The sequence below is a fragment of the Pseudomonas sp. S10E 269 genome (genome assembly GCF_002798465.1).
GTDB lineage: Bacteria > Pseudomonadota > Gammaproteobacteria > Pseudomonadales > Pseudomonadaceae > Aquipseudomonas > Aquipseudomonas pergaminensis.
The window spans coordinates 6,456,070-6,476,893 of record NZ_PHIJ01000001.1; the positions used below are offsets into that span (position 1 = coordinate 6,456,070).

The following is a 20,824-nucleotide window of genomic DNA, read 5'->3' on the forward strand; positions in this document are numbered from 1 at the left end:
ACTCATAAAATGGCTCTTACCCGCGAACAAATGGCTCAACGCGTCGCCCGCGAAATGCAGGACGGTTACTACGTCAACCTGGGCATCGGCATTCCGACCCTGGTGGCCAACTACATCCCCGAAGGCATGGAAGTGATGCTGCAATCGGAAAACGGCCTGCTTGGCATGGGACCATTCCCGACCGAAGAGACAATTGATGCCGACATGATCAACGCCGGCAAGCAGACCGTGACCGCACGTATCGGTGCGTCGATCTTCTCTTCCGCCGAGTCCTTCGCGATGATCCGTGGTGGCCACGTCGACCTCACCGTACTCGGCGCATTCGAAGTCGACGTGCAAGGCAACATTGCCTCTTGGATGATCCCCGGCAAGCTGGTCAAAGGCATGGGCGGCGCCATGGACCTGGTGGCCGGTGCAGAAAACATCATCGTGATCATGACCCACGCCTCCAAGGACGGTGAGTCCAAACTGCTCAGCCAGTGCAGCCTGCCGCTGACCGGCGCCAACTGCATCAAGCGCGTGCTGACGGACCTGGCGTACCTGGAAATCGAAAATGGCGCTTTTGTCCTCAAGGAACGCGCACCTGGCGTCAGCGTTGAAGAGATTGTGAGCAAGACCGCCGGTAAACTGATCGTCCCGGACCACGTTCCAGAAATGCACTTCCAGTGAGGACAGATTCCATGCAAGACGTCGTGATTGTTGCTGCCACCCGCACCGCCGTGGGCAGCTTCCAGGGTTCGCTGGCGAACATTCCGGCACCGGAACTGGGCGCCGCCGTGATCCGTCGCCTGTTGGAACAGACCGGCCTGGACCCCGCCGAAGTGGATGAAGTGATCCTCGGCCAAGTGCTCACCGCAGGCAGCGGCCAGAACCCGGCACGCCAGGCTTCGATCCTTGCCGGCCTGCCTCATGCTGTGCCGAGCCTGACCTTGAACAAAGTCTGCGGCTCGGGCCTCAAGGCCCTGCACCTGGGCGCCCAGGCCATCCGTTGCGGTGACGCCGAGGTGATCATCGCCGGCGGCATGGAGAACATGAGCCTGGCTCCGTATGTGCTGCCCGCCGCGCGCACCGGTTTGCGCATGGGCCACGCCAAAATGGTCGACAGCATGATCACCGACGGTCTGTGGGATGCGTTCAACGATTACCACATGGGCATCACCGCCGAGAACCTGGTGGACAAGTACGGCATCAGCCGTGAAGCCCAGGACGCGTTCGCTGCGGCGTCTCAGCAAAAAGCCGCTGCTGCTATTGAAGCAGGCCGCTTTGTCGATGAGATCACCCCGATCCTGATTCCCCAGCGTAAAGGCGATCCTGTGGCCTTCGCTGTGGATGAACAGCCTCGCGCCGGCACCACTGCCGAGTCCCTGGCCAAGCTCAAACCGGCGTTCAAGAAAGACGGCAGCGTCACCGCCGGCAACGCTTCCAGCCTCAACGACGGCGCCGCTGCGGTGCTGCTGATGAGTGCCGACAAGGCCAAGACCCTCGGTTTGCCAGTGCTGGCACGTATCGCCAGCTATGCCAACGCCGGCGTTGACCCCGCCATCATGGGCATTGGCCCGGTCTCGGCCACCCGCCGGTGCCTGGACAAAGCCGGTTGGAGCCTGGGCGACCTGGACCTGATCGAAGCCAACGAAGCCTTCGCCGCGCAATCCCTGGCAGTGGGCAAAGAGCTGGAATGGGACGCCGATAAGGTCAACGTCAACGGCGGCGCCATCGCCATTGGCCACCCGATTGGTGCCTCAGGCTGCCGCGTGCTGGTGACGCTGCTGCATGAAATGATCAAACGCGATGCCAAGAAAGGCCTGGCGACCCTGTGCATCGGTGGCGGCCAGGGTGTAGCCCTCGCCCTCGAACGCAACTGATTCAAAGAGCAACACGGAAAAGGCCTGGTTCCACGAAAACCAGGCCTTTTCTTAATGCGTTCTATCTGCAAAACGCAGTTCAAATGTGGGAGCGGGCTTGCTCGCGAACGCAGTGTGTCAGTCACCAGATTCATGGTTGACTCACCGCTTTCGCGAGCAAGCCCGCTCCCACATTTGATCGTTATTGCCTGTCGGATTGGGGCACCGCAAACACCGCATTCGCCCGCGCCACCACCTTCTCCCCCACCTGCAAGCTCACCGTGGCAAACGCCATCTGCCGCCCCCGCTTGTGATGCTCCAACCGCACCACAATCCACTCCCCGACCTGCACCGCCCCCAGGTAATCCAAGGTCATGCTCGCAGTAATCAACGGCAGTGGCGGCTCGCTGGAAAAGGCCATCGCGTAACCCATGCCGATGTCCGCCAGGGTCGCCAACACGCCCCCATGCACGGTGCCGCGTCCATTGGCGTGGCGATTGTCGGCACGCAGGCCGATCTTCAGTTGCAGGCCCTCCCCTCGGCAATAGGCTGGGCCGAGCAGATCCAGCAATGGACTGCTGCGGGGCAATGAAACAAAACCTTCAGGTACGGCGTGAGTGATCATGGCGGATTCTTCCCTGGAGTGAAGGTTGAGATGTACGCCTGGCCGCAAGCAGCAGCCATTACCATCTACCGCGCAAATCCCCCGCGATGCTTTGCGTTAATCCACCAGACCCGCTTTAATCGCCGCATCAACTCCCTCAAGGAACTGCAATGCGCCACCCGGACGGCAAATCCCTCGCACTTCGTGCCCCTCTTTTGACACTGCTGGCCGGCTTGGCCCTGGTTGGCTGCTCGCCCAGTGACCACTCGCGCGCACGGGTGATCAACGGCGAACAAAGCCGTGCCGGCGCGCAATTGGCCTACGAACACGAACTGAGCCTGGCCCTTCCCGGCGCCTTGCTTTCACCGCGCATGCAGGCCACTCGCGAAGCCTGCGAAACCGCGCGTTTTGGCGCCTGCAATATCCTCGGCATCACCGAAAACGACAGCGGCGGCCAGATCATCCTGCGCATCGCGCCGACCGGCGTGGAGCCGATGGTCACGATGGCCGCTGAAGGTGGCAAACTCGGCCAGCGCATCACCACCGCCGAAGACCTGGCCGATGCCGTTGCCGATGTGCGCCGTCGCCAGGACCGTCTGCAAGCCCAGCAGCAACGCCTCGACGAACTGGCCAAACGCAAGGACATCACCGTCAGTGACCTGATTGCCTTAAGCAAGGAACAGGCGGGCATTGAAAACGAGCTGCAGGAACTGGCACAGGTTGCCGCCGGCCAGCAACGCCGCCTCGATACCAATCGTGTGACCCTGAACTTCCGCTCCTCCGATGGTGCAAACCAGCAGTCGAGGTTCAGCCGCATGTTCAGCAGCTTGGGCGACAACCTGGTGGACGGCACTGCCGACGCCCTGGAGCGGTCGGCCTATGTACTGCCGTTCGTGATTCTGGCGTTTCCGGTGGTGTGGTTGTGGGTGTGGCTGTGGCGCCGCTTTGTTGTGAAGAGCCGCCCTGTGGTGAGCGGGCTTGCCCCGCGCTGGGGTGCGAAGTCCCCCCAGAATGAGCCGCAGAGTGACACCTGAAAGTCCTCAGTGTCTTTGATTGGGGCTGCTACGCACCCCAGCGCGGGACAAGCCCGCTCACCACAAAGCTGATCAGCGCTTCATGCACCGCTGATAACGCTCATCCACCCGCTTGGCGAACCACGCCGTGGTGAGGTTGCGAGTGATCTTGGGGCTCTTGAGCACGATGCCCGGCAGGATCGCCCGTGGCATCGGTTTGCCCGCGGCCTTGTCGGCCAGGGCAAACACGCGCTTGTAGAGGGTGGTGTCCTCGAAATCCAGTTGCTCGCCCTGCTCCAGTTGACTGCGGATGCTGGGGTTGCGCATATCCAGCTTCGCGCCCAATGAACGCACTGCCAATTCGGTGGTGCCGGGGAGCAATGAACCGTAGCGAATCAAATCCCCATCCAGCGCCAACTCGGTGCCCGAGGCGCGGCTGACAGCCGCCTGGAACGCGGCATTGCGGCTGGCGTACCAACCGGCATTGAAGTCGGCAAAGCGGTACAGCGGCTGGTCATAGTTCACCGGGTAACCGAGCAAATGCGCAATGCCGAAGTACATGCCGCCACGCCGGGTGAAAACCTCGCGGCGAATACTGCCGTCCACCGTATAGGGATAACCCAGTGCCTGTTTCTGCGCAAAGTCGATACTCACCTGCATCGGGCCTGCGGTGTGCACCGGGTTGAACCCGCCAAACAGCGTGTTGCCCAGGGGCACCATGCTGATGAAGTCGTCGAAGATGCCGCTCAGGTCCTTCTCCGTGCGCGCCGCGCTCAGGCGGTCGGCGTAGGTCTTGCCGGTGGGCGAGCGCAGTTGCAGCGCGCTGCGCACGACAAAGGCCGGTACGTGGATTTTCCCGGCGCGCCGAAGGATCTCGTCCTGGGCGATCTTGCCCATGTTCGGCACAGGCGGATCGACCTGGTAGGTGGACTCCTGCTCGGTGACCGCCAGCACGGCACAGATATTTTCCGTGCTGGGGTAGATTTTCTGGGTGTCGAAGGCGGTGTAGATGTCCTGGGCCCAGCCATTGCGGTCCGGCACCTTGGCCGGCAGCAGCCGCACAATCTGCGCCTTCACCTCGGCCTCGCTGCGCTCCGGCTGTTGCGGGTTGCGTGTGGTAGAGCAACCGGCCAGTACCAGTAAAGTGGCAAGGCACAGGATCAGTCGGCTTGGGTACATGGAGCTTCCTTGGGTGGCGACGGGCCGGGGCATTGCAGATATCGACCGGTAAGTCTAACCAGGGTTCGCCCACCTTGCGTGCTCGCCAGTAACCCGCAAAACGCAGAATTGGTTGCGCCGCAGCTTTGCGACAACCTTTGCGGGGTTGGAATTGAACCTGACGTTCACACAGCGCTGACACCCCACAAAACCGTAGGAGCTGGCTTGCCGGCGATACAGGCACCTCGGTGTTTAGTAACACCGAGGTGATGCTATCGCCGGCAAGCCAGCTCCTACAGTGGAGGTACGTTTAGATGCCGGCCAATGCCAAATCCATCGCGAAGTAGGTGAAGATCAAATCCGCACCCGCGCGCTTGATCGAGCCCAAGGTCTCACGTACCACGCGGTCTTCATCAATCGCGCCGGCCTGGGCGCCGAATTTGATCATCGCGTACTCGCCGCTCACCTGATACGCCGCCACCGGCAGGCGCGAGGCTTCGCGGATGTCGCGGATGATGTCGAGGTAGGCGCCGGCGGGCTTGACCATCAGTGCATCCGCGCCCTCCTGCTCGTCCAGCAGCGACTCACGCACGGCTTCGCGGCGGTTCATCGGGTTCATCTGATAGCTTTTGCGGTCGCCCTTGAGTGCGCTGCCGCCGGCTTCGCGGAACGGGCCGTAGAGAGCCGAGGCGAACTTGGTGGAATACGCCATGATCGGGATATGGGTGAAACCGGCATCGTCCAGGGCACGGCGAATCGCCTGGACCTGGCCGTCCATCGCCGCCGACGGGGCGATGACGTCGGCACCGGCACGGGCCGCCGCCACGGCCTGCTTGCCGAGGTTGACCAGGGTCGCGTCGTTGTCGACATGGGCACCGTGCATTACGCCGCAGTGGCCGTGGTCGGTGTATTCGCAGAAGCAGGTGTCGGACATCACGATCATCTCAGGCACGGCGTCCTTGATGATCGAGGACATGCGCGAGACCAGGCCGCGTTCTTTCCAGGTGTCGCTGCCGCTGGCGTCCAGGTGGTGGGACACGCCAAAGGTCATCACCGACTTGATACCGGCACGGGCGTAGCGCTCGATCTCGCCGGCCAGTTTCTTCTCAGGGATGCGCAACACGCCCGGCATGCTGGTGATCGGCACGAAGTCGTCGATTTCTTCTTCGACGAAGATCGGCAACACCAAGTCGTTGAGGGTGAATTCGCTTTCCTGGAACAAGCCCCGTAGCTCCGGGGAGCGGCGCAGGCGGCGTGGGCGGGCTTGGGGGAACTGACTGGTCATGGCAATCCTGAAAAAAATGGCAGAAAACGAAAATAGTGGGGCGAAAGCTTATGCCCCCAGGCCCTCGCAGCACAAACGCCGAGGGGCCAACAGTGTATTGCGCAGGCCGTAACAATTTATTGATCTAGAGCTGTACACGCCCGTCGATGCACACCGCCACGGCACCACCGACCCAGATTTCATCGCCCTGGCGCTCAACGTGAATCCGCCCCGCACGCCCAATGGCCGTGCCTTGGCTGACCACGTAGCGCTCGGGCGCCAGGCCCTCGCCGAGCAACCATTGCGCAAGCCCGGCGTTCAAGCTGCCGGTGGCCGGGTCTTCCTGGGCGCCGTCGCCTGCAATAAAGGCGCGCACCTCAAATTGCGTGTCCACCTCGTCGCGAGTGGGGTCGCAAGGGGCGATCACGCCCACGGCCAGGCCGAGCAGTTGCGCGTAGTCCGGCTGCAGGTCCAGCACTTGGTTGCGCTCGGCCAGCATCACTGCCAGCCAGCCCGCGCCGTTATCCACCCACTGGCTGCGCACAATCGCGTCGGGCGCCAACCCCAGCGCCAAGCGCACGCGCTCTATCACAGCGGCTTCCACCGGGCCGGAGCGCATCAACGGTGGCGCGATAAACGCCAGCTCCTCACCTTGACGGCGGATACGCACCAGGCCGATTTCGCACTCCTGGATGATCTCCTCGCCTTTCGGGATACCGCCTGCCTGCAGCCACGCGTGGCAACTGCCCAGCGTAGGGTGCCCGGCGAACGGCAATTCCTTCAAGGTGGTGAAAATGCGCACCCGGTAGTCAGCCCTGGGATCGCGGGGTGTGAGCAAGAACGTGGTTTCGCTGAGGTTGGTCCAGTTGGCAAAATCCGCCATCTGCCGGTCGCTCAGGCTGTCGGCACCGAACACCACTGCCAGCGGGTTGCCCTTGAGCGGCACGCAGCTGAATACGTCGAGCTGCTTGAAATCGAAAGTCGGCATGTTCAACCCGGAATATTCAGGCCACGGATCACCGCCGGCCGTGCGACGAAACCGTCCAGCGCGCGCAGTACATTGGGGAAATCAGCGATACCCACGAGGTCACCGGATTCGTAGAAGCCGATCAGGTTGCGGATCCACGGGAATGTCGCGATGTCGGCGATGCTGTACTCATCGCCCATGATCCAGGTACGGCCCAGCAGGCGTTTTTCCAGCACGTCCAGTAGGCGGCGGGATTCGGCGGCGTAGCGGTCGCGGGGGCGCTTGTCTTCGTAGGCCTTGCCGGCGAATTTGTTGAAGAACCCCAGTTGGCCAAACATCGGGCCGATACCGCCCATCTGGAACATCAGCCACTGGATCGTTTCATAGCGCGTGGCCGGGTCTTCGGAGAGCAACTGGCTGGTTTTCTCCGCCAGATAGATCAGGATCGCGCCAGACTCGAACAACGCCAGCGGCTGGCCGCTGGGGCCATTGGGGTCAATGATCGCGGGAATCTTGTTGTTCGGGTTCAGGGACAGGAACTCGGGCGATAGCTGGTCCTGGGTCTCGAAGCTGACCTTGTGCGCTTCATAGGGCAGGCCCAGTTCTTCAAGCATGATCGACACTTTTACCCCGTTGGGGGTAGGCAGCGAGTACAGTTGCAGGCGCTCAGGGTGCTGGGCGGGCCATTTGCTGTTGATCGGGAATGCAGCGAGTGGGTTCATCGGGAAATCCCTGTGCAGAAAGGCCCCATGATAGTCATCCCGGCGATGTCCTGCATGGGTCATCAATACGCAACAAGCGCTGTCTATTCTCCCGCGTGGGCGAACCAATAAGCCCTTGCGCACTCTTAAGTGCGCTCAATCGGTGAACGGAGGCACCTCGCCATATCGACAGGGAACACCGCAGGACGCTTTTAGCGTCACTGGGGCCGGGCTTGTCCGCCCTCACCCGATGCACTGAAGACTCGACACTTATGACAATCAAGCCTCTGTGCCTTGCGCTGCGCCTGAAACGATATTCATACATCATGTTGCCGCTGCTGCTGGTCGGCGGCGCCATCGGCCTCACCCTGGAGTCGCGCATCAGCCGTGCCGAACAGGTGGACGGCGTGCAAACCCTGGTGTTCCTGCGCCACGCGGAAAAACCCGCTGGCGGCCTGGGCCAACTCAATTGCCAGGGCCTCAACCGCGCAATGAACCTGGCCACGGTGCTGCCGGAAAAATTCGGCAAGGCCGATTTCGTCTTCGCCGCCAACCCGACCCGCAATGTGGAAGAAGGCGAGTTGGACAATTCCTACAGCTACATCCGCCCCTTGATGACCATCAGCCCCAGCGCCATTAAGTTGGGCCTGCCGGTGAACATCAAGTTTTCGGCCAACGACACGAGTGACCTCGCCGACGAGTTGGTGGAAGACAAGTACCATAACGCCACGATCTATACCGCCTGGTCACACGGTTACCTGCCTGAACTGATCAACAAGGTGGCGAGTGAAGCTTCGGGGGAAAAGCACACGATTACCGAAGATTGGTCCGGTAGCGACTACGACACGCTGTACGTGTTGACGCTGACCTGGCATAACGGCAAGGCTTCGCTGCTGAGCCGCAATTACAAGCAAGGCTTGAACAATGGCGATGAGAGCTGCCCGGATCCTACACAGGTGAGCGCAGATTCCTGACGGCGCAAGGCCGGTTGGGTTTCTGGGAGTTTAGGTAGTTGGGTACGGTGCTGGAGCTGTGGTGAGGGAGCTTGCTCCCGCTGGGGACTACAGCTATCTGACTGTAACCCTGCGATCCAAAAATGTGGGAGCTGGCTTGCCTGCGAAGACGGCCTGACAGCCGACCACGCTCTAACTGCCACCCCACGCTCCAAATGTGGGAGCTGGCTTGCCTGCGAAGGCGGCCTAACAGCCGACCGCTCTCTAACTGCCACCCCACGATCCAAATGTGGGAGCTGGCTTGCCTGCGAAGGCGGCCTGACAGCCGACCTGGATGTTGGATCAGACCAGGTACATATCCGTTATTTAGGTTACGGCTGCTAATGGTTCCGCCCTTACGGCGGGTCACTTTGGAAAAGCCCCAAAGTAACCAAAGGGCTCTTGCCCCAACACTCGGCACCTCGCCTAGGCTCGGTGTGCCCGTAATCCGACAGGTATTTGGGGGGCCGCCGCCACGCGCCATCCATGGCGCGGGGCGGCTAAACCGGCATCCCTGCCGGTTTACCCCCCAAATCCCTGTCGAATTCCGGCCAGCGTGTTTGACGGGGCGCCTTAGATCAAAAGCGAATCAAGAGCAGGATCAAGAGCAGGATCAAGAGCGGCTCGCTTCGCATCGTGGTTGGCGGTGGGAGCGGAGCGAGCCTGTGTTTCTGCTGTTATTGTCGGGCAGCCAGCAAGCGCTTGTGGCGGTTGCGGCGGGCGATGTTCAAGCATTCGATGGCCGCCGAGAATGCCATGGCTGCGTATACGTAGCCTTTAGGCACGTGGGCGCCGAAGCCTTCGGCGATCAATGTCATACCGATCATGATCAGGAAGCCCAGGGCCAGCATGACTACGGTCGGGTTGTCATTGATGAACTTGGCCAACGGCTCGGCTGCCACCAGCATCACGATGACCGAGGTCACTACGGCAATGATCATGATCGGCAAGTGCTCGGTCATGCCCACGGCGGTGATGATGCTGTCGATGGAGAACACCAGGTCGAGCAACAGGATCTGGCCGATGGCCGCGGCAAAACCGATCGCCACGACGTTGCTGGTGCTGGTTTCCTTCTCTTCCGGCTCCGGGTCCATGCTGTGGTGGATCTCGGTAGTCGCCTTCCACACCAGGAACAGGCCACCGGCGATGAGGATCATGTCCTTCCACGAGAAGCCCTGGCCGAACACTTCGAACACCGGCGTCGTCAGTTGTACGATAAATGCGATGGTGCTCAACAGGCCCAGGCGCAATACCAACGCCATGCTGATACCGATGCGTCGTGCCTTGGCCCGATGCTTCTCCGGCAATTTGTTGGTGAGGATCGAGATGAAGATCAGGTTATCGATGCCCAGCACGATCTCCATGACGATCAAGGTTGCCAGGGCAACCCAGGCGGTGGGGCTGGCGGCCAGTTGTAAAAGGTAGTCCATAGGTCAGTCCTGACGTTGTACGGGAAATGAGGGGCGGGTCATTAAGCTTCGTTGCGGTTCGATTCGGCTTCTTTCTCTTCCTGGTCATCCTTCTTCTGCGGGGTGATCAGGCCGTTTGTCGCTTCACTCAATGCCTGTTCGGCGGCTTTGTGGGTGTCATCGATCGCTTGCTTGGCCGACTCGGTGGCCTTGCCCAGCACCTGCTGCGCGCTTTTCTCGACCTGATCGCAACCGCCGATCACTACCAATGAAAGCGCAAGCAACGCTGCCGCGCCCAGGGAATTGAGTTTCATGATGTCTTCCTCGTTAGAACCATTGGGTCCAAATAGTGGCCCCGCGATAGCGAGGCATTCTATGCAGGCGGACAGTTCAGGAAAATTCGTATTTTTCTCGCATATACTTCGGTTTTCACGAAGTGATGGCCGCTATGCTCAATTACCGACAACTGCACTACTTCTGGGTGGTGGCCAAGACCGGCAGCATCGTGCGCGCCTGTGAGCAACTCAACCTCACGCCCCAGACCATCAGTGGGCAGATCAGCCTGCTGGAAGAGACCTACGGCGTGGCGCTATTCCAGCGCGTCGGCCGCCAGTTGGAACTGACCGAAGCCGGTCGCCAGGCCCTGCCCTACGCCGAACAGATGTTCCAGACGGGTAATGAATTGGAGGCGATGCTGCGCGCGCAACCCGACGAACAGCAGATCCTGTTCCGCGTCGGCGTGGCGGATGTGGTGCCCAAGTCCATCGTCTACCGGCTGATCGCGCCGACCATGGAGTTGAGCGAGCCGATCCGCATCACCTGCCGCGAAGACAAACTCGAACGCCTGCTGGCCGACCTGGCGATCCAGCGCCTGGACCTGGTGATTTCCGACAGCCCCATGCCCACACACCTGGACATCAAGGGCTACAGCCAGAAACTGGGGGAATGTGGCATCAGTTTTTTCGCCACCCAGGCGTTGGCTGACGCCTACGGGGGGACTTCCCACAGTGCCTGCACGGCGCACCGTTGTTGATTCCCGGCGCGGAAACCGTGGTGCGCAGCCGGTTGCAGCGCTGGTTTGCCGAGCAGCAGATCCAACCGAAGATTATCGGCGAGTTCGATGACAGCGCCTTGATGCAGGCTTTCGGTCAATCCGGCAGCGGGATCTTCATCGCCCCCAGCGTGATTGCCGATGAGGTGGTGCGCCAGTACGGCGTGGCGCTGATTGGCCAGACCGTGGCCGTGACCGAGTCGTTCTACGCGATCTCGGTGGAGCGCAAGGTCAAGCACCCCGGTATCGTGGCGATTACCGAAGGCGCGCGACGCGAATTGTTTACCACCCTGCCCTGACGGTTCAAGCCTGGGAGGCAACCGGTTGCTTGGCAGTCATCAGCCACAACGCCAGCAAGATCGACACCAGGATAAACCCGGATGCCGCAAAGCCCAGGCTGCCCAGGCCGAGGGTGTCGATCACATGGCCGCCGACCATCGCCCCCAGGCCAATCCCCAGGTTGGCGCCGGCAATATTCAGCGACGCGGCAAATGCCGGCGCATGGGGCGCGGCCTTCATCAGGCGCACATGGCTGACCAGGAACATGGCCGCCTGGGTCACGCCCCACACGGCCATCGCCGCCGCCAGGCCGACGGTGGAGTGAATCGCCGGTACCAGCGCAACCATGCCGGCGATCATGAAGCCGCAGAACACCATGGACGCGATCAACGGGTGGCGATCCACCGCACGCCCGCCCAGCGAGTTGCCGATGAGCCCGACCGCACCAAAGCCCATCAGGCACCAGCCCACCAACGTACCGTCGAAACCGGCCAGGCGCTCAAGGATGTCCGCCAGGTAGGTGTAGGCCGTGAACATGCCGCTGAACACCAGGATCGACAGCAGGATATGGCCCTGCATCAGCGGGTTGCGCAGGATCTTGAACTGCGAGCGCAACGTCACCTCATCGTTCTTCGGCTTTGTCACCGGCAGGTAGATAAACAGCAGCAAGGCCTTGGCCACCGCCACGACCGCGAGGATCGCAAATGCGGTACGCCAGCCGAACATATCGGAAATCAGCGTGCCCACCGGAATGCCGAACACCGTGGCGCAGACGATCCCGAAGCCGATCTTTTCGATGGCGCGCCCGGCGTATTCGGGGCCGACGATGTCCACCGCGGTCTCACTGGCCAAGGCCCAGAACACTGGCAAGCCCAGGGCCGGGATCAACCGCGCCAGCGCCATCACCCAGATATTCGGTGCCAGCGCCGCCACTGTATTGGCCACGCCAAACATGATCAGGATGCTGATAAATAGCCGCTTGCGTGGGAAACGCGCGCAGTACGCCGTGAGAAACGGACCAAAGGCCGCCACGGTAAATGCGAACAAGGTCACCAGCAGCCCGGCCTGGGACACGCTCACGTTCAAGTCGCGGGCAATGGACGGCAGCAGGCCGACAATCACGAATTCTGTGGTCAGCACGGTAAAGCCGGCGGCCGACAGCAGCAGGATGGGAAACAACATGAAAACTCCAGAAACGACGACATCAACGACAGCCCGAAGGGCCCGCTGACAGAGAGGAAAGATGAGAGAAAGGAATCTTAACAGAGTATGTCTGGATTTGGCCAAGGCCAGCGGGCCGGGATGACGCAATGCCGCACCGTCAGGATATGTTCATACAGCATGCTAGACTTCGCGATCCGCGTCCTACAGCCGTTTCTGCGTGCGCTGCTGTGCCTTCAAAAAACTAGAGACAATGTTTATGACTGCTGCCCCTTCCCTCCTGCAACGACTGGCGCGTGTCAGCCTGGTCACGCAAATCATTATCGGCCTGACGGCTGGCATTCTACTGGCCATGCTGTTGCCCGAGGCGGCCAGGGCCACCGGGTTTATCGGCAAGGTATTCGTCGCTGCGCTCAAGGCCGTGGCGCCGATCCTGGTGTTTGTGCTGGTGATGGCGTCGATCGCCAACCACAAGCACGGCCAGGAAACCCATATCAAACCGATCCTGTTCCTGTACTTGCTGGGCACCTTTGCCGCTGCCGTGGTCGCGGTAATTGCGAGCATGTGGTTTCCCTCTTCGCTGGTGCTGGCGACCCACGATGCGACAGTGAGCGCCCCGGGCGGCATTGGTGAAGTGCTGCAAAGCCTGCTGCTGAGCGTGGTGGACAACCCGGTCAGCGCACTGATGAATGCCAACTTCATTGGCATCCTGGCCTGGGCCATCGGCATGGGGGTTGCCATCCGGCATGCCGGCGAAACCACCCGCACCGTGATCGACGACCTGTCCAACGGCGTCACGCTGATCGTGCGCGTGGTAATCCGCTTTGCGCCGCTGGGCATTTTCGGCCTGGTGGCCTCCACCCTGGCCACCTCCGGTTTCGGCGCCCTGCTCGGCTACGCTCACCTGCTGCTGGTGCTGATCGGCTGCATGCTGTTCGTAGCGCTGGTGATCAACCCGGCCATCGTGTTCTGGAAACTGCGCCGCAACCCGTACCCACTGGTGCTGATGTGCCTGCGCGAAAGCGGGATCACCGCGTTCTTCACCCGCAGTTCGGCGGCGAACATTCCGGTCAACCTGGCACTGAGCAAACGCCTGGGCCTGCACGAAGACACCTACTCGGTGTCGATCCCGCTCGGTGCCACCATCAATATGGCCGGCGCGGCGATCACCATCACCGTGCTGACCCTGGCCGCCGTGCACACTGTGGGCATCGCCGTCGACCTGCCCACGGCGGTGCTGCTCAGCGTGGTCGCGGCCATCTGCGCCTGCGGTGCTTCTGGCGTGGCGGGCGGTTCGTTGCTGTTGATTCCGCTGGCGTGCAGCCTGTTTGGCATTCCCAGCGAGATTGCCATGCAGGTGGTGGCGGTCGGTTTCATCATTGGCGTGCTGCAGGATTCGGCGGAAACCGCGTTGAATTCATCCACCGATGTGCTGTTCACCGCCGCCGCTTGCCTGGGCAAGGAAGAACAGCCGGCTTAACCGCCAGGCGAAAAAAAGCCCGGGGTCGTTCACTGAAGAACGCCCCGGGCTTTTTTGTGGCTGGGTGCTTAGAAAGCGCCCATGTAGTCGCGCTTGCCCACTTCCACACCGTTATGGCGCAGCAAGGCGTAAGCCGTGGTGACGTGGAAGAAGAACTGCGGCAGGCCGTAGGTCAGCAGGTAGGACTGGCCGCTGAAGCGCTTTTCTTTCGGCGTGCCAGGACGGGTGATGATCTCGATGCCTTCCTTGCCGTCGATCTGCGCAGGCGTAACGGTGTCGATAAAGGCCAGGACCTTGGCGATCAGCGCCTGCAGGTCGGCGAAGGTAACTTCGGTGTCTTCATATTTCGGTACTTCGATCTCGGCCAGGCGTGCGGAAACACCCTTGGCGAAATCGACGGCGATCTGCACCTGGCGCACCAGTTGGAACATGTCCGGGAACAGGCGGGCCTGCAGCAAGGCGTTCGGCTCGATGTTCTTGGCGGTAGCGTGGGCTTCGGCCTTGGTCAACACGCCGCTCAGGGCGGTGAGCATTTGCTTGAAGACCGGGATGGAAGCGGCGTACAGGGAAATAGTCATGGCAGTCTCATGGTTATGGCACGGTTTGAACCAGCGGCGATTATAGACATGCCCGCAGCTTGTCTTTTATTTTTTCCGGCTTACGCTAGGCACTTCACTGCATAGGGAAAGCGCGATGACCGCCGAGCACGACACCGACACCCCTGAGCCGCGCCTGAACAGCACGGAAATCCGCATCCTGGGTTGCCTGATCGAAAAACAGGCGACCAACCCGGAAACCTACCCCCTGACCCTCAACGCCCTGGTGCTGGCCTGCAATCAGAAGACCAGCCGCGAGCCAGTGATGAACCTCAGCCAGGGCCAAGTCGGTCAGAGCCTGCGCGTGCTTGAAGGCCAAGGCTTTACCCGCCTGGTGATGGGCAGCCGTGCCGACCGCTGGGAGCATCGCGTGGACAAGGCACTGGAATTGGTGCCGGCCCAGGTGATCCTGACCGGGCTGCTGTTCTTGCGGGGGCCGCAGACCGTCAATGAACTGCTGACCCGCAGCGGGCGTATGCACGACTTCGAAGACGCCGAGCAGGTCGTGCACCAGCTCGAGCGCCTGATTGCGCGGGGGCTGGCGTTACTGGTGCCGCGCCAGGCGGGCCAGCGGGAAGACCGTTATACCCATGCCTTGGGTGATCCGGCGGACATCGAGGCGATTCTGGCCGCGCGCGGCAGTCCGGTAGAGCGCGGGGCGGCGGTGTCCGTCGACCGGCTGGAAGAACTGGAAGCGCGGATCGCAGCGCTGGAGGAGCGCCTGGCTCGGTTGGAACAGGCCTGACGCATGTGCGCACCCGGGCACCTGCGCGTGCCCGGGTGCGCCTGGCGGGGTCACACCCAACCGAGCCAGCTCCAATAGGTCGCCGCGAACACCAGCATCAAGGCATACCCCACCAGCGTCACCAGAATCCCCACCTTGGCAAACTGCCGCGCCGTGAACGTGCCCGTTCCCAGGCACACCATGTTCTGTGGCGCATTGATCGGCAGGATAAACCCGTAGCTCATCACAAACCCCAAGAGCATGGTCATGCCCAGGCGGCTGAATTCACCCGGCAAGGTCTGCAACACCGCAATCAGGATCGGCAGCAACGCCGAGGTCAGTGCGGTGGCGCTGGCAAAACCCAGGTGGATCAGGATCAAGAACGCACCAAGAATCGCAAACACACCCAACGGCCCGACCTGATCCAACCCCGTGTGCGCCACCACGGTAGCCCCCAGCCATTGCCCGGCCTGGGTGGTCAGCAGCGCCGTACCCAGGCTGATGCCCACTCCGAACACAATCACCGTGCCCCACGGAATACGCGACTGCACATCCTTCCAGGTCATCACGCCGATCCCCGGCAACAACAAAAACACCAAGCCGGCGTAAGTGGTCGAGGTGGTGTCGAAACTGTGCAAGCGCCCTTCCGTAGCCCAGGCCAGCAGCAACAACACGGAAACGCTCAGCAAGCGTTTCTGTGGCCCGGTCATCGGGCCGATTTCCACCAGCGACTGCGCCACCGCTTCCTTGCCACCGGGAATGCTGTCGGTCTCTGGCGGCAGCAACTTGAGGACCAGAAACAGCAGCACCGCCGACATGATCAACGCCCACGGCGCGCCCGCGATCAGCCAGTCGATCCACGACACACGCTGGCCGAGCATCTTGTCCATGAAGCCGACCGTCAGCAGGTTCTGCGCGGCGGCGGTCTGGATCCCGACGTTCCAGATGCTGGTGCCCTGGGCCACGACGATCATGATGCCGGCGGCGATGTTCGAGCGCTTGTCCACGCCGAATGCAGCAATCACCCCCATCATGATCGGCACCACACAGGCACTGCGCGCGGTGGCGCTGGGCACCACCAGGCTGAGCAGGATCGTCACCGCAATCGCCCCCAGCAGGATGCGCCGGGTGCTGGTGCCGACACGGCTCAGGGTGACCAGGGCGATGCGCCGGTCCAGGCCGGTGTGGGTCATGGCCGCCGCGATAAACAGTGCCCCCGCCACCAACGCCAGCGCCGGGTTGGAGAACCCGGTGAGCGCCATGCTGATTGCCGGGCTGGTGCCGATCACATGCGTGGGGTCTTGCAGCGACGGCGCGGTGCCAAGCAGAAAGGCCATCAGCGAAGTGATCATGATCGCGCTGGCCTCATAGGACACCGCCTCGGTGATCCACACCACCACGGCAAAGGCGAGGATCGCCAGCATGCGGTGCCCGGCCACCGGCAAGTCGGCGGGCAGCGGCAACAACAACACCCCGGCCATCACCAGCACGGCGATCAGCAGGCCCAGGGGGAGTTTGAAAGATGCCGCGCTCATGGGGTGCTCCAAGGCTCTAGATCAGGCCTTGAGCATGAGGCAAAGCGCCGCGCGGCGTGTTGACTGGTGTCAACGCCCTAGGCCAATAACTGGCTGAGCACCGCGCGTAACTTGCCGGGCTTGACCGGCTTGTTCAACAAGGGCGCTTCCAGCCGGCGAAGGGCGCGTCGGCATTGGTCGGTACGGTCTGCCGTGATGATCACGGCCGGGATTTTCTGCTCGAAATGCTCGCGCAGGTGCTTGACCACCGCGCAGCCCACCACCCCGTGGTCCAGGTGATAGTCCGCCAGGATCAGCTCCGGCGCCCGGCCCTGCAGCGCCAGCAACGCACCCGCCTGGTCAGTGGCGGTGACCACTTCACACCCCCACTGCCCGAGCAGCGCGCGCATGCTTTCGAGGATGCTCACCTCATTATCGATCACCAGCAAACGCCGGCCCGGCAGGGGGTTGCCGGTGGTCGGCTGCACCGGCAACTGGCTGATCGGCAGGGGCATGTCGGCACTCAACGGCACCTCGATACTGAACATTGAACCGCGCCCCGGCCAGGAGCGCACGGCGATCGGGTACCGCAAAATCTCGGCGATACGCTCCACAATCGCCAAGCCCAACCCTACGCCCTTGCGGTCCGCCGCGCGGCCGACGTCGAGCTGGTTGAACTCGAGGAAAATCGCCTGCAGCCGGTCCGCCGCAATCCCGCGCCCGGTGTCCCACACTTCCAGGCGCAGGCAATCGCCCCGCTTGCGCGCGCCCAGCAGGATGCAACCTTCGTCGGTATAGCGGCAGGCATTGCTGAGGAAATTACGCAGGATCCGCGTCAGCAGCCGCAAGTCGGTGCTGATCGCATAAGGCCCGGTGTGCACCCGCAGGTTCAACCCCGCCGCCTGGGCCACCGATTGAAATTCCGAGACCAGCGGTGCGAACAGCTCGTCGAGGCGATACAGCGCCACATCCGGCTTGACTGCGGCCTGGTCGAGTCGTGAGATGTCCAGCAAGTCGGTGAGCAAATCCTCGGCGCCTTCCAGCGCCTGGTGCGTGCGTTCCACCAGCACCTGCTCGACGCTGGGCAACTGGCGCTCACGCAGGGTGGCGATCAACAGCCGTGCGGCGTTGAGCGGCTGCAACAGGTCATGGCTGGCGGCGGCCAGGTATTTGTCTTTGCTGCGGTTGGCCGCCTGGGCGGCGTCGCGGGCGTCGCGCAGGTCCTGTTCGATCTGCTCGCGCTGGGCAATCTGCTGTTGCAGGTTGTGGTTGGCTTCCAGCAACTCGTCGGTGCGCGCGGCAACGCGTTGTTCCAGCTCGTCGTTGAGGCGGATATAACGCTTGCGCTCGGACTCCAGCTCATCCAGCCGGGCGGTGAGTTCCGGGTAGTGGCTCTTGCGTGCCGAATGGTTGCCCAGCCCCAATAGCCCGGCAAGGGCACGTTGCTGGTCGTCAGAGAGCTTCGCCATAGACGACCTCGACGTCACGCTGGCTGGACTCACGCGGGTTGGTGAGGATGCACGGGTCGTGCATCGCATGCTGGGACAGGAACGGAATATCCGCCACGCGCACGCCGTGCAGGCCGAGGGTTTCGTTGAAGCCGATCGCGTGCTTGAGCGCGATCAGATGGTCCACCAGCCGCGCGCAGATTTGTCGATGGTTGAGGCCCCGGCAGTCGATGCCGAACGTCTCGGCAATCACCTTGAAACGCTCCGGCGCCGAGCTGTAGTTGAACGCCACCACATGCTCGACCAGCACCGCGTTGCACAGCCCGTGGGGCAAGTCGAGGAAGCCCCCCAGGCTGTGGGACATGGCGTGCACCGCGCCCAGGATCGCATTGGAAAACGCCAGCCCGGCCTGCATGCTGCCCAGCATGATTTTCTCACGCAGGGCGATGTCGCTGGGGTTGGCGATCATCTGCACCAGGTTGCCGTTGATCAACCGCATCGCCTCCAGCGCATGGGGGTCCGTCAGCGGGCCATGACCGGTGGAAACGAACGCTTCGATGGCATGCACCAACGCGTCGATGCCGGTGCAGGCGGACAGGAACGGGTCCATGCTGGCGGTGGTTTCCGGGTCGATCAGCGACACATCCGGGACCACCGCCTTGCTGACGATGGAGAACTTCATGCGCTCCTGCTGATTGGAGATGATCACGAACTGCGAGACATCCGCCGAGGTGCCGGCGGTGGTCGGAATCAGGATCAATGGCGGGCTGGGCACGCGAAGGGTGTCGACACCTTCGAATTCGAGGATGCTGCGCCCGTGGGCCACCACAATGCCGATGGCCTTGCCGCAATCCATGGGGCTACCGCCGCCGATGGCGACGATCACGTCGCAGTGGTTTTCGCGGTACACCTCGGCACCGAGCATCACTTCTTCGACACGCGGGTTGGGGGACACGGCGGTGTACAGGCAGTAGTCGATGCCGATGGCTTGCAGGCTGGCTTCCACATCGGCGACCCAACCGGCGGCGATCACACCGGGGTCGCTGACCACCAGCACCTTGCGCGCGCCGAAGGTCTTGGCGTAGTTGCCAACGTTGTGCCGGCAACCGGCACCAAAGATGATTTCAGGCGAGACGAATTTACGCAGAAGGCTCAGATTAGGGCTCATTGGAAAGCCTGTTTTTATTATTTTGGAAGAATGCGCTCCACACTAACCCATCCGGCTGCGAATGCAATCAGACCAAAGAGGCATCCTTCCGACAGCACCCGCAGTCAGCGGCTAGCGAAGTACATCGTGACTTCGAAGCCGATACGCAGGTCGGTAAACGCAGGTTTGGTCCACATGGGGGCAGTCCTCTTGTTGGGCCGGAGGGTTCCGGTATAGGCATTAATGCATGTGAGGTTGAGAGGGCGAATACTACTTTCGAAGTAGCGAAGACACTGCATTAGTCGCGAATGTACAGAAGTCAAAATGTGGGAGCGGGCTTGCTCGCGAATAGGGTGTGTCAGCCACATATAGGTTGACTGATCCACCGCTTTCGCGAGCAAGCCCGGTCCCACAGTTTTGACCGCGTTGAATCAGAAGAAGCCCAGCGGGTTGATGTCGTAGCTCACCAGCAGGTTTTTGGTCTGCTGATAATGGTCGAGCATCATCTTGTGGTTCTCACGCCCGACGCCCGACTTCTTGTAACCGCCAAGGCTGCATGCGCGGGTACAGGTGATAGCAATTGGTCCACACCCGTCGGCCTTGATCGCCCGGCCCATGCGGTAGGCGCGGTTGATGTCGCGGGTCCACAGGCCGGCACCCAGGCCGAACTCGCTGTCGTTGGCAATCGCCAGGGCTTCGGCTTCGTCCTTGAAGGTGGTCACGCCCACCACCGGCCCGAAGATTTCTTCCTGGAACACGCGCATCTTGTTGTGCCCCTTGAGCAGGGTCGGCTGGATGTAATAGCCGCTGGAGAGGTCTCCTTCCAAACGCTCGGCCGCGCCACCGGTGAGCAGCACCGCGCCCTCCTCCTGGGCGATCTTCAGGTAGGAGAGGATCTTGTCGTATTGCTGCTCGGACGCCTGGGCGCCCACCATGGTCTCGGTGTCCAGCGGGTTGCCGCGCTTGATCTTGACGATCTTCTTCATCACCTCAGCCATGAACGGCTCATAGATCGACTCCTGCACCAGCGCCCGCGACGGGCAGGTGCACACTTCGCCCTGGTTGAAGAACGCCAGGACCAAGCCTTCGGCGGCTTTCTCGATGAATTGCGGCTCGGCCTGCATGATGTCTTCAAAGAAGATATTCGGCGACTTGCCGCCCAGCTCCACGGTGGACGGAATGATGTTCTCGGCGGCCGCATGCATGATGTGCGCGCCCACCGGGGTGGAGCCGGTAAAGGCGATTTTGGCGATGCGCTTGCTGGTGGCCAGCGCCTCCCCCGCTTCGCGACCAAAGCCGTGCACGATGTTCAGCACGCCAGGCGGCAGCAGGTCGCCGATCAGCTCGGCAAACACCATGATCGACAGCGGCGTCTGCTCGCTGGCTTGAGCACGATGCAGTTACCGGCGGCCAAGGCCGGTGCGAGTTTCCACGCGGCCATCAGCAGCGGGAAGTTCCACGGGATGATTTGCCCA

19 protein-coding genes and 2 pseudogenes are annotated in these 20,824 nt (G+C 62.0%); 7 read left to right on the plus strand and 14 right to left on the minus strand.

Annotated features, from left to right (window positions below; translation table 11 throughout):
- The first annotated feature begins 9 nt into the window (after positions 1-9).
- Both CWC48_RS29740 and CWC48_RS29745 read left to right on the plus strand, forming a co-directional pair.
- Positions 10-669, plus strand: coding sequence for a CoA transferase subunit B (locus tag CWC48_RS29740; RefSeq protein ID WP_078047819.1), 660 nt, complete (start codon positions 10-12; stop codon positions 667-669).
- Between the two features lie 11 nt (positions 670-680).
- Positions 681-1,862, plus strand: coding sequence for an acetyl-CoA C-acetyltransferase (locus tag CWC48_RS29745; RefSeq protein WP_100491088.1), 1,182 nt, complete (start codon positions 681-683; stop codon positions 1,860-1,862).
- Positions 1,863-2,043: 181 nt separating this feature from the next.
- On the opposite strand, the gene CWC48_RS29750 is transcribed toward CWC48_RS29745, so the two are convergent.
- Positions 2,044-2,466 (minus strand): PaaI family thioesterase, encoded by a 423-nt coding sequence (locus CWC48_RS29750; RefSeq protein WP_100491089.1) that lies wholly within the window; start codon positions 2,464-2,466, stop codon positions 2,044-2,046.
- A gap of 149 nt (positions 2,467-2,615) precedes the next feature.
- Here CWC48_RS29750 and CWC48_RS29755 point away from each other — a divergent pair, with 149 nt between their 5' ends.
- Positions 2,616-3,479 (plus strand): DUF4349 domain-containing protein, encoded by an 864-nt coding sequence (locus tag CWC48_RS29755; protein ID WP_100491090.1) that lies wholly within the window; start codon positions 2,616-2,618, stop codon positions 3,477-3,479.
- Between the two features lie 72 nt (positions 3,480-3,551).
- Here the strand turns inward: CWC48_RS29755 and CWC48_RS29760 are convergent, their stop codons facing one another.
- From CWC48_RS29760 to CWC48_RS29780, 4 genes are all read right to left on the minus strand, one after another.
- Entirely contained in the window at positions 3,552-4,637 is a 1,086-nt protein-coding gene (locus tag CWC48_RS29760) for a DUF1615 domain-containing protein (RefSeq protein WP_100491091.1), read from the minus strand.
- Between the two features lie 289 nt (positions 4,638-4,926).
- Positions 4,927-5,901: a porphobilinogen synthase gene (hemB, locus tag CWC48_RS29770; RefSeq protein WP_016977356.1), complete on the minus strand. Its 975-nt coding sequence runs from the start codon at positions 5,899-5,901 to the stop codon at positions 4,927-4,929.
- 124 nt (positions 5,902-6,025) lie between these two features.
- Positions 6,026-6,868, minus strand: coding sequence for a PhzF family phenazine biosynthesis protein (locus CWC48_RS29775; RefSeq protein WP_100491092.1), 843 nt, complete (start codon positions 6,866-6,868; stop codon positions 6,026-6,028).
- Positions 6,869-6,870: 2 nt separating this feature from the next.
- Positions 6,871-7,569: a glutathione S-transferase N-terminal domain-containing protein gene (locus tag CWC48_RS29780; RefSeq protein WP_078047814.1), complete on the minus strand. Its 699-nt coding sequence runs from the start codon at positions 7,567-7,569 to the stop codon at positions 6,871-6,873.
- 251 nt (positions 7,570-7,820) lie between these two features.
- Between CWC48_RS29780 and CWC48_RS29785 the strand changes: the two genes are divergently transcribed.
- Entirely contained in the window at positions 7,821-8,522 is a 702-nt protein-coding gene (locus tag CWC48_RS29785) for a histidine phosphatase family protein (protein WP_078047813.1), read from the plus strand.
- Positions 8,523-9,217: 695 nt separating this feature from the next.
- Here the strand turns inward: CWC48_RS29785 and CWC48_RS29790 are convergent.
- Both CWC48_RS29790 and CWC48_RS29795 read right to left on the minus strand, forming a co-directional pair.
- Positions 9,218-9,970 (minus strand): TerC family protein, encoded by a 753-nt coding sequence (locus tag CWC48_RS29790; RefSeq protein ID WP_078047812.1) that lies wholly within the window; start codon positions 9,968-9,970, stop codon positions 9,218-9,220.
- 41 nt (positions 9,971-10,011) lie between these two features.
- Positions 10,012-10,263, minus strand: coding sequence for a hypothetical protein (locus CWC48_RS29795; protein ID WP_078047811.1), 252 nt, complete (start codon positions 10,261-10,263; stop codon positions 10,012-10,014).
- 134 nt (positions 10,264-10,397) lie between these two features.
- Between CWC48_RS29795 and nhaR the strand changes: the two are divergent.
- Positions 10,398-11,299, plus strand: a pseudogene (gene nhaR, locus CWC48_RS29800) (transcriptional activator NhaR).
- 4 nt (positions 11,300-11,303) lie between these two features.
- Here the strand turns inward: nhaR and CWC48_RS29805 are convergent.
- Positions 11,304-12,461 carry an MFS transporter gene (locus CWC48_RS29805; RefSeq protein WP_078047808.1) on the minus strand — a complete coding sequence of 386 codons (1,158 nt, stop codon included), beginning with the start codon at positions 12,459-12,461 and terminating at the stop codon, positions 11,304-11,306.
- A 238-nt stretch (positions 12,462-12,699) separates the two neighbouring features.
- Here CWC48_RS29805 and sstT point away from each other — a divergent pair, with 238 nt between their 5' ends.
- Positions 12,700-13,920, plus strand: a complete 1,221-nt coding sequence (gene sstT / locus CWC48_RS29810) for a serine/threonine transporter SstT (protein ID WP_078047807.1) — start codon at positions 12,700-12,702, stop codon at positions 13,918-13,920.
- A gap of 68 nt (positions 13,921-13,988) precedes the next feature.
- Here sstT and CWC48_RS29815 read toward each other — a convergent pair whose 3' ends face one another.
- Positions 13,989-14,498, minus strand: a complete 510-nt coding sequence (locus CWC48_RS29815) for a DUF1993 family protein (protein ID WP_078047806.1) — start codon at positions 14,496-14,498, stop codon at positions 13,989-13,991.
- A 115-nt stretch (positions 14,499-14,613) separates the two neighbouring features.
- On the opposite strand from CWC48_RS29815, the gene CWC48_RS29820 reads away from it, so the two are divergent.
- A complete protein-coding gene (locus CWC48_RS29820) occupies positions 14,614-15,261 on the plus strand; it encodes a YceH family protein (protein ID WP_078047805.1) in 648 nt (215 codons plus the stop codon).
- A 50-nt stretch (positions 15,262-15,311) separates the two neighbouring features.
- On the opposite strand, the gene CWC48_RS29825 is transcribed toward CWC48_RS29820, so the two are convergent.
- The 5 genes and pseudogenes from CWC48_RS29825 to CWC48_RS29845 form a co-directional block, all read right to left on the minus strand.
- Positions 15,312-16,775, minus strand: a complete 1,464-nt coding sequence (locus CWC48_RS29825) for a DASS family sodium-coupled anion symporter (protein ID WP_100491093.1) — start codon at positions 16,773-16,775, stop codon at positions 15,312-15,314.
- 77 nt (positions 16,776-16,852) lie between these two features.
- On the minus strand, positions 16,853-18,223 hold the full coding sequence (locus CWC48_RS29830; protein WP_100491094.1) for a hybrid sensor histidine kinase/response regulator: 1,371 nt from the start codon (positions 18,221-18,223) through the stop codon (positions 16,853-16,855).
- Positions 18,207-19,370 carry an alcohol dehydrogenase-like regulatory protein ErcA gene (gene ercA, locus CWC48_RS29835; RefSeq protein WP_078047802.1) on the minus strand — a complete coding sequence of 388 codons (1,164 nt, stop codon included), beginning with the start codon at positions 19,368-19,370 and terminating at the stop codon, positions 18,207-18,209. The genes CWC48_RS29830 and ercA overlap by 17 nt, the downstream gene beginning before the upstream one ends.
- Before the next feature lie 104 nt (positions 19,371-19,474).
- The gene (gene pqqA / locus CWC48_RS29840; protein ID WP_010209364.1) at positions 19,475-19,546 is read right to left on the minus strand and encodes a pyrroloquinoline quinone precursor peptide PqqA; all 72 of its coding nucleotides are present in this window, start codon (positions 19,544-19,546) and stop codon (positions 19,475-19,477) included.
- Between the two features lie 234 nt (positions 19,547-19,780).
- Positions 19,781-20,790, minus strand: a pseudogene (locus tag CWC48_RS29845) (aldehyde dehydrogenase family protein).
- Between the last annotated feature and the right edge of the window lie 34 nt (positions 20,791-20,824).